12 protein-coding genes are annotated in these 12747 nt (G+C 60.6%); 4 read left to right on the top strand and 8 right to left on the bottom strand.

Annotated features, from left to right (window positions below; translation table 11 throughout):
• Nucleotides 1–3: 3 nt before the first annotated feature.
• The 3 genes from KSAC_RS03720 to KSAC_RS03710 all read left to right on the top strand — a co-directional run bounded on the left by KSAC_RS03720 (nucleotide 4) and on the right by KSAC_RS03710 (nucleotide 3275).
• A complete protein-coding gene (locus tag KSAC_RS03720) occupies nucleotides 4–1416 on the top strand; it encodes a glutamate--cysteine ligase (RefSeq protein ID WP_132304277.1) in 1413 nt (470 codons plus the stop codon).
• A gap of 189 nt (nucleotides 1417–1605) precedes the next feature.
• Complete coding sequence (gene mbfA, locus KSAC_RS03715; RefSeq protein ID WP_118963142.1) at nucleotides 1606–2562, top strand: iron exporter MbfA; 957 nt, start codon at nucleotides 1606–1608, stop codon at nucleotides 2560–2562.
• Between the two features lie 74 nt (nucleotides 2563–2636).
• Nucleotides 2637–3275: a LolA family protein gene (locus tag KSAC_RS03710; protein ID WP_132304275.1), complete on the top strand. Its 639-nt coding sequence runs from the start codon at nucleotides 2637–2639 to the stop codon at nucleotides 3273–3275.
• 18 nt (nucleotides 3276–3293) lie between these two features.
• Here KSAC_RS03710 and rsmI read toward each other — a convergent pair whose 3' ends face one another.
• Entirely contained in the window at nucleotides 3294–4286 is a 993-nt protein-coding gene (gene rsmI, locus KSAC_RS03705; protein ID WP_165927280.1) for a 16S rRNA (cytidine(1402)-2'-O)-methyltransferase, read from the bottom strand.
• A gap of 11 nt (nucleotides 4287–4297) precedes the next feature.
• Here rsmI and KSAC_RS03700 point away from each other — a divergent pair, with 11 nt between their 5' ends.
• Complete coding sequence (locus KSAC_RS03700; protein WP_408884739.1) at nucleotides 4298–5644, top strand: penicillin-binding protein activator; 1347 nt, start codon at nucleotides 4298–4300, stop codon at nucleotides 5642–5644.
• A gap of 38 nt (nucleotides 5645–5682) precedes the next feature.
• Here KSAC_RS03700 and KSAC_RS03695 read toward each other — a convergent pair whose 3' ends face one another.
• From KSAC_RS03695 to KSAC_RS03665, 7 genes are all read right to left on the bottom strand, one after another.
• Nucleotides 5683–6027, bottom strand: coding sequence for a hypothetical protein (locus KSAC_RS03695; protein ID WP_132304271.1), 345 nt, complete (start codon nucleotides 6025–6027; stop codon nucleotides 5683–5685).
• 182 nt (nucleotides 6028–6209) lie between these two features.
• Nucleotides 6210–7127, bottom strand: coding sequence for an LpxL/LpxP family acyltransferase (locus KSAC_RS03690; protein ID WP_132304269.1), 918 nt, complete (start codon nucleotides 7125–7127; stop codon nucleotides 6210–6212).
• Nucleotides 7124–8110: a tetraacyldisaccharide 4'-kinase gene (gene lpxK / locus KSAC_RS03685; RefSeq protein ID WP_132304267.1), complete on the bottom strand. Its 987-nt coding sequence runs from the start codon at nucleotides 8108–8110 to the stop codon at nucleotides 7124–7126. Before lpxK ends, KSAC_RS03690 begins: the two co-directional genes overlap by 4 nt.
• Nucleotides 8110–9375 (bottom strand): 3-deoxy-D-manno-octulosonic acid transferase, encoded by a 1266-nt coding sequence (locus tag KSAC_RS03680; protein ID WP_243705296.1) that lies wholly within the window; start codon nucleotides 9373–9375, stop codon nucleotides 8110–8112. The genes lpxK and KSAC_RS03680 overlap by 1 nt, the downstream gene beginning before the upstream one ends.
• A 771-nt stretch (nucleotides 9376–10146) precedes the next feature.
• Complete coding sequence (locus KSAC_RS03675; protein WP_110547960.1) at nucleotides 10147–10635, bottom strand: DUF934 domain-containing protein; 489 nt, start codon at nucleotides 10633–10635, stop codon at nucleotides 10147–10149.
• Nucleotides 10622–12310, bottom strand: a complete 1689-nt coding sequence (locus tag KSAC_RS03670; RefSeq protein ID WP_132304263.1) for a nitrite/sulfite reductase — start codon at nucleotides 12308–12310, stop codon at nucleotides 10622–10624. Before KSAC_RS03670 ends, KSAC_RS03675 begins: the two co-directional genes overlap by 14 nt.
• A complete protein-coding gene (locus tag KSAC_RS03665) occupies nucleotides 12300–12629 on the bottom strand; it encodes a DUF2849 domain-containing protein (RefSeq protein ID WP_102323535.1) in 330 nt (109 codons plus the stop codon). The genes KSAC_RS03670 and KSAC_RS03665 overlap by 11 nt, the downstream gene beginning before the upstream one ends.
• Nucleotides 12630–12747 lie beyond the last annotated feature (118 nt).

Below are 12747 nucleotides of genomic sequence, written 5' to 3'. Positions count from 1 at the left end.
GCCATGTCGAACCCCGGCGCGCATAATTCAAACGTAATCGAATCATTCCAGCAGATGGTCGACGTACTGGCGGCAGGCGCCCGTCCGCGCCAGGAATGGCGGATCGGTACGGAACATGAAAAATTCGGTTTTGTCCTGCCTGATGCAGCCGGGCCGCAGCGCAAGGCTTGGTCATCCCCCCCTTACGCGCCGCAGGGGATCGAAGCGCTGCTGCGTGATCTTGCGGGTGAGAACGGTGGCGCGCGCTGGCAGGAAATCATTGATCGCGATGCGCTGATCGGGCTCAAGGGCGCGGCGGATGCAAAGGGCTGTTCCATCTCGCTGGAGCCGGGTGGCCAGTTTGAACTTTCCGGTGCGCCACTGGCCAGCCTGCATGAAACGGCGGCCGAAATGGATCGCCATTTCGCGTCCATCCGCAAGCCATGTAATGAACTTGGCATCGGTTTCGCGCCGATCGGCTTCCATCCGACCGCAACGCGTGCGGATATTCCGTGGATGCCCAAAAGTCGCTACGCCATCATGCGCAATTACATGCCGCGCGTCGGCACGCTGGGGCTGGACATGATGCTGCGGACCTGCACGGTGCAGGTGAACCTTGATTTCGGGTCCGAGGCCGATATGGCCCGCAAGATGCGTGTCTCGCTGGCGTTGCAGCCGGTTGCGACCGCGCTGTTCGCCAGTTCCCCCTTCTATGAGGGGAAGCCCAACGGCCTGCTGTCCAATCGTGCGCAGGTATGGACTGACACGGATAATGCCCGTTCGGGCATGCCACACCTGTTCCTGCGCGACGGGTTCAGCTTCGCAGCCTATGTGAACTGGCTGCTGGACGTGCCGATGTATTTCGTCACCCGCGATGACCGGATGATTGATGTGGCGGGCTGCTCCTTCCGTGCGTGGCTGGATGGGCGTGACCTGCCGGGGCTGGAAGGGGAGCGTCCCACCATCGGGGATTTTGAAGATCACCTGACCACTGTGTTTCCCGATGTCCGGCTAAAACAGTTTCTGGAAATGCGGGGCGCGGATGCGGGATCTCCGGCCATGATGCTGGCGCAGTCCGCATTGTGGACGGGTATATTATATGACGACGCCACCCTGCATGCGGCGGAAAAGCTGGTACTGGAACATGGCTGGGATGATTACAGCGCCATCCGCGCCGCCGTGCCCCGCACCGGGCTGGATACGCCGTGGGGGCAGGGTGATCTGCGTGGTGTTGCGGCCCGCATGGTCGAACTGGCGACCGATGGCCTGCGCGCACGCGCCTGCCGTGATGCGCATGGACAGGACGAGACACGCTATCTCGACCCCTTGCGTGAAATCGTATCCGGTGGCCCCACTCAGGCCGAGTCATGGCTTGCTGCCTATCATGGCCGCTGGAAGGGTGATGTGACCCGTATCTTTACCGAAGCGGCAGTCTGATCGGTCTATGGCGGCAAGTCGGGACCGGGTGGGGGAGCGCCGTCCCGCCCGGTCAACGGTCTTTTCGCAAGAACTGTAATCGAGAAGCATAATCATTTCTGATGCTTTTACTTGCCTATTACAACTGAGAATTATTTGTAATTTATAATATTGTTGAGGTTCAGGAAGAGTTTGTGCATAGATCGGTAAATGCGCAAATTCTCGTCCCTCTCCGATCAGGAAATCCTGGCGCTCGCTATCTCCAATGAGGAGGAAGACGGGCGCATCTATTCCGATTTTGCCTACGCCATCAGGGAAAACTATCCTGATACGTCCAAGATCTTCACCGACATGTCGCAGGAAGAGGACGAGCACCGTCGCGACCTGATTGACCTGTATGCCAGACGGTTCGGCCCCCATATTCCCCTGATCCGCAGGCAGGATATTGCGGATTTCATTGTGCGCAAACCGGCATGGCAGGTGCAGACGCTGGGAATCGAGGCTGTGCGCAGCCATGCACGGCAGATGGAAATGGATGCGGCGCGTTTCTACCGGCAGGCCGCCCTGCGCACCACCGACGCGGTTACCCGCAAGCTGCTGGGCGACCTGGCCCATGCGGAAGACCGGCATGAACAGGCCGCCAATGCCATTGAAGTGGACCGCCTGCCCACCAGCAAGCGTGAAAGCGAGGACGAGGATGCGCGTCGCCGCTTTGTGCTCCAGATTGTCCAGCCCGGTCTTGTCGGTCTCATGGATGGTTCGGTGTCCACGCTGGCGCCGGTATTCGCAGCCGCGTTCGCCACGCATCTGCCGTGGAATGCCTTTCTGGTCGGTATGGCGGCGTCGGTGGGGGCGGGCATTTCCATGGGTTTTGCCGAAGCCCTGTCCGATGATGGCAAACTGTCGGGGCGGGGCGCGCCGCTGCTGCGCGGCCTGATCTGCGGGCTTATGACCACGGCGGGCGGGATCGGCCATACGCTGCCGTTCCTTATCAGCGATTTTTCGGTTGCGATGATCGCCGCCGTGATCGTGGTGGTGATCGAGCTGTTTGCCATTTCATGGATACGCTGGCGCTATCAGGAAACGCCGTTCAGTTCCGCCATTGTGCAGATCGTGATTGGCGGCCTGCTGGTATTTGTGGCCGGTGTCCTGATTGGCAGTTCGTAACCCGGCTGCCTTGATCTTACCCCGATGTTGGGGCACCACTTGGGTTGCCACGCTATACTGGATTGCCCTGTATCATGAGATTTTTCCGCCCTGGCGCCGCCTGTGTCCTGACCTGTCTGCTGGTGGGGGGCGCGGTGCTTCCTGCCCATGCTCAGGAACAGATGGCTGTTGGCGCATCCGATCAGGATCATGCCCTGCTGGAACGGGTGGAGCACCATCTGGATGGGATCAGCCTGCTCAAGGCCCGTTTCCGCCAGATCGCTCCCGATGGCAAGCAGACCACGGGCACGGCATGGATCGACCGCGCGAATCGCCGGATGCGCTTTCAGTATGATCCGCCCAGCCCGCTGCTGCTGGTCGCCAATCACGATCAGGTCGTGTTCAACGACAGCCAGCTTGACCAGACCACCACCATGCCGATGGACAAGACGCCGCTGGGCCTGCTGCTGCGTCCGCATCTCCAGCTTTCGGGCGATGTGACCGTGACGGGCCTGTCACGCGACAGCAACATGCTCAATGTTACGGTGGTGCGCACCGAATCGCCCGGCGATGGCAGTCTGACGCTGGTGTTCCGCAACAATCCGCTGCTGCTGCGCGGATGGATCATTCAGGATGCCCAGCAGCAGGTAACCCGCGTTGAACTGCTTGATATCACCACCGGTGGCGCATCCCCGGCGGATTCACTGTTCAATACCGACCTGCCCGAACACTAACTTGGGTCAGCGACTGTTTCACTGCGCCCCGCGCGCCAGTTCCAGCGCGCGGGCGTAAACCGTGCGGCGCGGCAGGCTGGTAATGCCCGCGACAAGGGCAGCCGCATCCTTGACTGAAAGCGTCTGCAGCGCCGCGCGAAGCTGGCTGTCTAGATCGGCGGCAGTGCTGTCATCCTGCGCCGGTGGTCCCAGAACAACGGTGATTTCACCCCGTGCCGGGTTCTGGGCGTAATGGGCGGCGAGTTCCGCCACAGTGCCACGCCGGACTTCTTCAAAGCGTTTCGTCAGTTCACGCGCCACGGCGGCGGGGCGGGTGCCCCCCATGACATCGGCAAGGCTTGCCAGCATTTCCGCCACCCTGTGCGGTGCTTCGTGCCAGATCAGCGTGGCGGACAGTCCCGCGCATTCCGCCGCGTGCAGGCGGGCCAGCACTTCGCGCCGTGCAGCGTCACGTGGTGGCAGGAATCCTGAAAACATGAAGGGATGGGGCGGCAGTCCCGACAGGGTCAGGGCCATTACGGCGGCATTGGGTCCCGGCACGGCGCTGACCCGGCCACCAGCCGCCACGACCGCGCGTACCAGGCGGTATCCGGGGTCGGACATAAGCGGCGTGCCTGCATCGGAAATGACGGCAATGTGCTCCCCCTTGCCCAGTGCGTCCAGCAGGGCGGGGATCTGCTGTTCCTCGTTATGGTCATGCAGGGGGCGGGTTCTGGTGCGGATACCGTATTCGCGCAGCAGGCGGGCACTGGTGCGGGTATCCTCGCACAGGATCAGATCGGCGGCTTCCAGCGTTTCAACCGCCCGGCGGCTGATATCGCCCAGATTGCCGATGGGGGTGGCGACAAGAACAAGTTCTCCGGGTTGAATCCGAACCGGAACGGTTTCCTCCGCGTTCCCTGCATGACGGGCGTCACATTCTCCGCTATGAACTTCGGGGCGGGGTGTGTCCCCCGGATGTTCCGCAGCAGGATAAGATTTTGAAGGCAGGGAAGATGAGGCGTCAGACATTCGGAACCCAGATGCAAGGACAGGATGTTGATTCTGCCTCTCCGCGCCGCGCATGCAAGCGCTTATTGCTGGCAAGCCTGGCGCTGTCGGCCCTGAGCGCGTGCGCAGGCGGTGGCGGGCACGTCAGTCATGCCCCACAGGCGGGACGCAGCGTTGGCGTGCTTCTGCCATTGACCGGCACGAATGCCCGGCTGGGACAGGAAATGCTGACCGCCACCCGCATGGCCATGAATACGCCAACGTCCCCGCCGCTGGATGTGCGGGACACGGCAGCGCCCGGCAGTAATGCCGCCCTTGCGGCACAGGGCGCCATTGCGGCAGGGGACGGTCTGATACTGGGGCCGCTTACCACGGACGATACCGCGAAGGCGGCGGCTGTTACGGTCCCGGCAAAAATCCCCGTAATGGCCTTTACCAGTGACATGTCGGTGGCCCAGCCCGGTGTGTGGACACTGGGTATCGCGCCCGAACAGCAGGTACGGCGCATGGTGCTGGCGGCCCGCCAGCAGGGGCGGCAGCATTTCGCCGCCTTCCTGCCTGATAACCGTCTGGGCCATGCGCTGGGTCAGGCGCTTCAGCAGGTATGTGAGGAAAACGGCCTGCAGTCCCCGCAGATCATGTTCCATGACACGACGCAGGACGGGATTACGGCCAGCCTGAAAACCCTGTCGGCCTATGACAGTCGTGTCGCAGCCGTGCCGCAGCCCGATCCCGTGCAGCAGGCGGCGGCAAGTGTTGCCACCCAGCCCGCAGCGGAAGGTGTGGACCCGACCAACCCGGATGGGGCACCGCAGCAGGCCACGACCCAGACCGATGTGCCGGCAGTGCCTGCGGCACCTCCTGCCGCGCCCATGGCGTTCCCGGCCCCGCCTTTCGATGCGCTGTTGCTAGGCGATACCGGGCTGCAACTGGGGCAGGTTATCAATGCGCTGGCACAGGCCCATGTAGACAGGGCGCATGTACAGATCATGGGGCCGGGCCTATGGGGCGCGTTTGCCAGCAAGCTGTCCGCACTGCAGGGGGCGTGGTACGCAGCGCCCGATCCGGCAACCCGTCAGGCATTCATACAGCAGTTCATGGCGCGGTATCACCACATGCCCACGCCACTGGCGGATCTGAGCTATGATGCCGCAGCGCTGGTCAAGGCGCTGGACCAGACGCGACCGACCGGCAGTGCGAATGGCTATTCCGTGCAGGCGCTGACCCGGCCGGAGGGATTCGGTGGGGTGGATGGCGCGTTCGGTTTTCTGGAAAATGGGAAGACCCGGCGTGATCTGGCCGTATTTCAGATTCTTCCGACAGGCGGTAGCCAGATCGTCGTCCCGCCCGCTGGCAAGCTGCGCCGTGGCGCGAACTGATACAGGGCGGGTAAGGGTGTAATTACAGTCGCGGCCCGTCAGGCCGCGACAGTCGCCCCGCAGGACAGAACCGGACGGATCGCGTACAGCGCGGCTTCAAAGCTGCGATAGGTGGCCAGGTGATGGTCACGGATCTGATCGATCAGCGCCCAGCCCATGCCTTCCGGCCGGACCATGTAGGCGGGGTTGGCATTTTCACGCACCCAGACCAGAACATGTTCAATATCAGGCTCATCGTGTTCGTTACGGTTGGCGACATCCGCATCGCACAGGCCCATACACGCGCCAGCCTGTAGCCAGCGCATCAGGTATTCGCGATGACGCGGAAGAAAACCCTGCCGCAGGGAAACAACTTTGGCATCAGAATATCGTTGATCCATCATGCTCATTCCATTGGCTGTGTGACCTGTCATGGCGTGACCGTGACACTGTATGGATGATGCTATGGGCGCATGGCTGCTTTGCCAAACTAAAAATGGCGAATAAAGCCGAAGAAACAGGCAGAAAACTCCGTCTGTGACAAAAAAACAATAATTTAAGTTTAATATGGTTATTAATTAGGCAACTAATTAGGCATTTGCCTATTCCATCGGCGATGAAGCCATAACCAACTGCCCGGTTTCTGCCGTATCGTGCTTTCAATCCAGTCATTGACCATCTGGGTCAGGTCCATCTGGTCCTGACTCCGCTCGCCTGCATCGGGTAGATCAATGGGGGGATGGACATGAATGCGCAGGCGTGCCGGGCCAAGCCGTTCGACATATCCCGGAATGACCGGGCAGCGCAGCTTGATGGCCATGGCCGCCATTGCCCCTGCCGTCATGGCGGGCAGGCCAAAGAAACGGGCCGGCACGCCGTCATTCATTTTCTGGTCCACCAGCATGCCCAGATGCCCGCCCTTGAGGATATGGGCAAGTGCGCCCCGGGCACCCCGCGCGCCCTTGGCGAACAGTGGCACGGGCTGGCCCATGGCCTGATCGCGCAGGTCGCACAGGATGCGATCCACCAGCGGATTGTTGGGCGCACGATAAAAGGATGAGAACGGCAGTCCATATCGCGCCACGGCAGGCGGCAGCATTTCCCAGTTGCCGATATGGCCGGATACGAAAATGGTCGGGCCACCGCGCGCGGCCTGTGCGTGAAGATATTCCTCTCCCACCACATCCCAGCCCGGTCCATCGACAGGATTATGGGGCAGGGTGGACAGATGCGGGAATTCACCGGCATTGCGACCGATATTGTCCCACATCTCGCGGATCACCGCGCGGCGCATACCGCCGTCAAGCTCGGGCATGGCCATGCGCAGATTTGCATCCGCAATACGGGATACGGGCAGTCTCGGCCCCACCGTGCGGCACAGCCATCCCCCCAGATTGGACGCCCGGACAGGACCAATGCGGCGGAAGATGGCCAGCAGGGCACGAACAAAAATGGCTTCCACATGCATCTGCCGCGTAGGAAGAGGGGCTTTTTTTTCGTTCATCGTTCGGTCTTGTCCAGCCATAGATCCAGTATCTGCTCAGGCATCCCAGTCGTGGCCCATGTAACGTGCAGCCCAACGGTGACGACGCGCTGGCGAAAAGGAGCGGGCAGGCGGACGGCGTCTTTTTCAGTTGTCACGAGACAGGCATTCCATTTTTCCGCCAGTGCCTGCAGGCGATGGCAGTCGCGGACGGTATAGGCATGATGGTCCGCAAAACCGAGACAGGCGCGGGGATGAATGCCATTTTTGGCCAGACCATCAAAAAACTTGGCAGGGCGCCCGATCCCGGCAAAGGCGACAACCGGCCTGTCGATGGGAATGCTGCCCGTATCCTGTCGCAGGGACGCATGAAAACAGGGTAGGCGATCCCTGACCCCGAATGTTACCTCCATCCGATCCGGCCCGATCACGACCACCCCGGCTACCCGTGCCAGCCCGGTGCGAACGGGTTCCCGCAGTGGCCCCGCGGGCAGGACATGACCATTACCAAAACCGACCTGTCCATCTACCACAATCAGGGCCGCGTCCTGATGCAGGGTGGGGTTCTGGAAACCGTCATCCATCAACAGACAGTCCGCGCCGTCCGCCACCGCCCTGCGTGCCGATACCGCCCGGTCCGCACCGACATAACATGGCGCGATACGTGACAGCAGAAGCGGCTCATCCCCGACATCGCGGGCGGTATGGATCTGCGCATCCACCCGTGTTCCTCCCCCCACGCGCCCGCCATATCCCCGTGAGAGGAAAGCGGGCCTATGGCCACGGACAATGGCGCGTTGGGCCAGATCAAGTACGAGCGGTGTCTTGCCTGCCCCACCAACCCCGATATTGCCGCAACACAGAACAGGCACCGGCGCATGCCATCCTGTCCGGCGCATGCGACGTGACGTGACGAAAGCATATAAATGGGAGAACGGCATCAGGAATGAGGCGACACGTCCTGCCTGTGCAGGACTGCGCCACCAGAAGGCAGGGGCGCGCATTATCTCTTTTTTCCTAAAGCCAGAACGGCCTGTGCCACATCGCGGGCAAGGACCGGATCATGATGTGTATGGAGGGACGGCGGACCTGTCTCATGATGCAGGCAGGACAGAACCCACTCTGCAATGTCCTGCTCCGTGGTGACGTAACGCACATCTATACCCAGTCCGGCATAAGCCTGACGGAAGTTATCGATTTTGGGGCCACTCGCAACGCAGCACCCCGCGCGGGCGGGTTCAAGGGGATTGTGGCCGCCGCCTTCGCATCCGGGCAGGCTGTTGCCAAGCAGGACGGGCGCACCAAGGGCGAAGAACAGCCCTGTTTCCCCCACCGTATCGCATATCCAGACCTTGTCCTGCCCGGTCGGAAACTGCCCCCGCGCCCGACGGGGTGTTTGCGTATGATTCAGTGCCGCGATTTCCGGCCCACGGGGAGGATGACGCGGGATGATGATGGTCAGTGCATCCGGTATTGCCTGCCGTATCAGATCGCCTGCCGCCAAAATCGTCGTTTCTTCCCCTTCATGGGTGGACGCCGCGATCCAGACCGGTCTGTTGCCGATGGCATGGTTGATGCGGGTCAGTGCCATGGGATCGCAGGGCAGGGGATCGGCAGCTTCCTTCAGGTCGGCAATCAGATCAATCCGGCCTGCGCCGCCGTGGTCAAGGCGGCTGGCATCTTCCACGCTGCGCGCCATGACCCAGTTGAAAGCAGACAGCATGTGGCGCAGCAGGCATCGCGCCTTGCGCCATCCGGCCAGTGAACGGTCTGACATGCGCCCATTAACCAGCGCCAGCGCGATGCGCCGTTTCCGGCATGCCGCGATCAGATTGGGCCACAGTTCACTTTCCACCAGAACGACGACATCGGGTTGCCAGAAATCCAGAAACCGCGCGGTCCAGCGTGGCACGTCCAGCGGGGCGAACTGATGACTGACCCGTTCGTGTTCCGTCAGGGCAGGCAGGCGTGTATGCGCGATTTCAGCCGCCGTCAGCGTGCCGGTTGTAATCAGAACATGCCGGGACGGGTCCAGTAAAAGCATCTGCCCTATCACAGGCAGTACCGCCACCGTTTCCCCCACGCTTGCCGCATGAAGCCAGATCAGGCGGCCGGAGGGCCGGGAACATGCCGCAATGCCGCGCCGCTGCGGCAGACTGGCGGCGGATTCCTTGCCGCGTCGCATGCGGCAGTAAAGATTGAGGCGAAGCGCAGGTGTTAAAAGTGTCGCCAGCCCCGACCATGTTGCCCCCAGGACAGCGCTGCACATCCTTGCCCTTGCAGACAGAAGGCGGGTCATGCCCGTATCACTTGGAAAACAGGGTTGCGCATTGGCTTGCGGTAACATGCCTTGGTGTCAGGGAAAAGGACGGGTGTGTGGCTTCCGTCAGAATAAGCCGCGCTATTAAAATCGCCTTCCGTCTGACAGCATACCCGGCCAAATCAAAGAGAGAAAAGCGGTATGGAAAAGATGGTGAGGCAAACAATCACTGTAATAGCCCAGTTCAGGTGTTGCCAGACGGAATGAGAATTATCGGGTGAGAGGTGTATCCATTACACGTCTTCCTATAAAAATTCGATAATAGTGCGTCGGATCGCGATATGTATTATAATAAAAATATATTTTTATATGGTATAATACAGTAGTTATTTTATAATTAATATTATTTTGAAGTGGGTGAAAGAACGTTTCTATAAGAAATTGATTTACGGGCATGCGCGGTACGAACCGAGAGTAATTTTCGTTCTATGGCATGAACCGATGCAGCAGTCAGTCGTTCAGACCGGCTTCTGCACCCAAGGATAACCGCGTAAATGCTACGAAGAGATAATTTTAGTCATGAGTTTATTGATATATTTTTGATTAGTTCTTTAATATATCAGGTTGTCGGGTTTTAATTTACAGGCGGGAAATCATGAATGGCCGTAAATGAGTGCTTGAGAGGGCGCGGTTCCTGTCATCTACAAATAACGGAGACCACAAAAACATGTCCCTCCGGTATCATATGCACGACATACCGGAGGGGGCACGTATAACGGTTCAGGACAGGAACCGGCGCAGGCCAAGTCCCTGTGGACGTTCATGCAGGGTGGAAGGCTGATAGGCGACAGAAAACATCTCGTGTGCCTGCTGCCATACTGTGACATCTTCGGGTCGTTCAGTCTTTACCGTGGTTATGCCACAGCGCAGCATGAACTCGTACTGGTCGGGCAGGGGCTTGCCCATGGCGCGGATTTCACCATCGAACGACAGATGTTCACGCAGCGCGCGGGCCTGCGTAAAGGCCCGCCCGTCACGAAATGAACCAAAGGTAACGGCCACCAGTCCAAGGCGTGGCAGGGCGACACGAAGCTGCTCCACCGCCATATCCGGTTCAATGGCGACACCAAGAGGGGCCGTGCCCGTGCGGGCCAGACCTTCCTCCAGCCGTGCGAAGGGAACGATAACCGCACCGTCCGGCAGCGGCGCGCCATCGACCGCTTCAACCCAGCGATCTTCCGCAATGCGGCCATTCTCAAGCAGGGGCATAGACGGCATCCTTGAAGCTGGCGGCACCGAGCCGCCGGTATGTGTCGATAAACTCTTCGCCTTCGTTGCGCAGCACCAGATAGGCATCGACCAGTCGGGCAATGGCATCGACCGTCTCATCTTCCGGCAGCGCCGGCCCGATGATCTGGCCAATGGCCACGTCGTTGCTGGCCGAACCGCCAAGCGTAAGCTGGAAGAACTCTTCCCCGCGCTTGTCCACGCCCAGAATACCGATATGCCCCGCATGGTGATGGCCGCAGGCATTGATGCAGCCGGAGATGTTGATATGCAGCTTACCGATATTTTCCTGCAGTTCAGGATCGGCAAAGCGTGCACTCAGCTTCTGGGCAATGGGAATGGAACGCGCGTTGGCAAGCGAGCAGTAATCCAGACCGGGGCAGGCGATGATATCGCCGATCAGTCCGATATTGGGCGTGCCCAGACCGGCCGCGACCAGCTTCTGCCACAGTTCATGCAGCCGGTCCTTGCGCACATGGCCCAGCACCACGTTCTGCATGTGGGTGACGCGGATTTCCCCAAACGACCAGCCATCGGCCAGATCGGCGATCAGGTCCATCTGGTCCGCCGTCACATCGCCGGGAATGCCGCCATCGGGCTTGACCGAAATCACGACGCTGATGAAGCCTTCATGCCGATGAGGATGCGTGTTGGTACGCACCCAGCGGTCAAAGCGTGCATCGGTCCCGCGCGCGGCGGCAAGCGTGTCTGCCGCATCCGCGGGGGCATCAAGCGCGGGAATGCCGAAACGCGCGCGGATCCCATCCACAATGGCGGGATCAAGACGGTAATCAGCCCGGTTCATCAGGGCGAATTCCGCATCCACCTTCTCGCGGAAAGTCTCGACACCTAACGCCTGCACAAGGATCTTGATGCGGGCCTTGTACATATTGTCGCGGCGGCCATAGGCGTTGTACACGCGCACGATCGCTTCCAGATACGCGACAAGGTCCTCTTCGGGCAGGTTGTCACGCAGCAGCACGCCAATGACGGGTGTGCGGCCCAGTCCGCCGCCGACAAACACATCAAATACCGGGCGATCCTGTGCGCCGGGGCGGGCGACCAGACCGATATCGTGGAAACGGGCGGCTACGCGGTCCTGCGGGCTGCCACTGATGGCAATCTTGAACTTGCGCGGCAGGAATGAAAATTCAGGATGCAGTGTGGACCACTGGCGCAGGATCTCGGCATGGATACGCGGGTCAAGCAGCTCATCGGCCGCAGCCCCTGCAAACTCATCGCATGTCACGTTGCGGATGCAGTTGCCGCTGGTCTGGATGGCGTGCATGTCCACATCCGCCAGACGCTGCAGGATATCGGGCGTATCTTCCAGCCTGATCCAGTTGAACTGCATGTTCTGCCGGGTCGTGAAATGGCCGTAATCACGGTCATAGGTGCGCGCGATATGGGCCAGTTCGCGCATCTGGTCCGATCCCAGCATGCCGTAGGGGATGGCCACGCGCAGCATGTAGGCATGCAACTGCAGGTACAGACCGTTCATGAGGCGTAGCGGCTTGAATTCATCCTCGCTCAGGTCGCCCGCAATGCGGCGGTTCACCTGTGCGCGGAACTGCGCCACGCGCTGGGACAGGAAGGTACGGTCCACCTGATCGTAGGCATACCGTCCGACCGGGAGGGTTGCGGTGTTAGTGGACATTGGATGTCTCCACAGGGGCGAAATCGGGGTGGACGCTCGGCCCGAACGCACGGATGCGCTCACGTACCGTAACAGGCGCGATGCCGGCGGCGGCAGGGTCAAGCTGCACGCCATAGATGCCCACAACCATACGCGCGTCAGGCGTGGCCTTGACCTGCTTTATCACGTCTTCCACATCCGCATTGTCGATGACGCGGGCGTGGCTGATCGCCTCCGACCATCCCTGTCCGGTCAGCCAGACAATACGGCCATCAAGCAGACGGTTGGCCGTAATGACGCTTGTTCCGGTCAAATCCCGGCGGTTGTTCCTGACATCCACTTCTGAACCGATCCTTTTCGGGCGACAGGACCGACCTGCCGCGACTGGTATAAAACGGCGCCAGCCTTGCCATGGCTGGCGCCCATCTTCAACCCGGCCCTGTATTGCCGTCTGGCCT

Origin of the sequence: Komagataeibacter saccharivorans (genome assembly GCF_004348195.1) — a bacterium.
Taxonomy (GTDB): domain Bacteria; phylum Pseudomonadota; class Alphaproteobacteria; order Acetobacterales; family Acetobacteraceae; genus Komagataeibacter; species Komagataeibacter saccharivorans.
This window is presented reverse-complemented; position numbering and strand designations above follow the sequence as displayed.

Excerpts from the sequence above, each read along its gene's own strand:
- KSAC_RS03720 (WP_132304277.1), top strand. The coding sequence starts at position 4 with ATGTCGAACCCCGGCGCGCATAATTCAAACGTAATCGAATCATTCCAG.
- mbfA (WP_118963142.1), top strand. The coding sequence starts at position 1,606 with ATGCGCAAATTCTCGTCCCTCTCCGATCAGGAAATCCTGGCGCTCGCT.
- KSAC_RS03710 (WP_132304275.1), top strand. The coding sequence starts at position 2,637 with ATGAGATTTTTCCGCCCTGGCGCCGCCTGTGTCCTGACCTGTCTGCTG.
- rsmI (WP_165927280.1), bottom strand. The coding sequence starts at position 4,286 with ATGTCTGACGCCTCATCTTCCCTGCCTTCAAAATCTTATCCTGCTGCG.
- KSAC_RS03700 (WP_408884739.1), top strand. The coding sequence starts at position 4,298 with ATGCAAGGACAGGATGTTGATTCTGCCTCTCCGCGCCGCGCATGCAAG.
- KSAC_RS03695 (WP_132304271.1), bottom strand. The coding sequence starts at position 6,027 with ATGATGGATCAACGATATTCTGATGCCAAAGTTGTTTCCCTGCGGCAG.
- KSAC_RS03690 (WP_132304269.1), bottom strand. The coding sequence starts at position 7,127 with ATGAACGAAAAAAAAGCCCCTCTTCCTACGCGGCAGATGCATGTGGAA.
- lpxK (WP_132304267.1), bottom strand. The coding sequence starts at position 8,110 with ATGCGCGCCCCTGCCTTCTGGTGGCGCAGTCCTGCACAGGCAGGACGT.
- KSAC_RS03680 (WP_243705296.1), bottom strand. The coding sequence starts at position 9,375 with ATGTGCAGCGCTGTCCTGGGGGCAACATGGTCGGGGCTGGCGACACTT.
- KSAC_RS03675 (WP_110547960.1), bottom strand. The coding sequence starts at position 10,635 with ATGCCCCTGCTTGAGAATGGCCGCATTGCGGAAGATCGCTGGGTTGAA.
- KSAC_RS03670 (WP_132304263.1), bottom strand. The coding sequence starts at position 12,310 with ATGTCCACTAACACCGCAACCCTCCCGGTCGGACGGTATGCCTACGAT.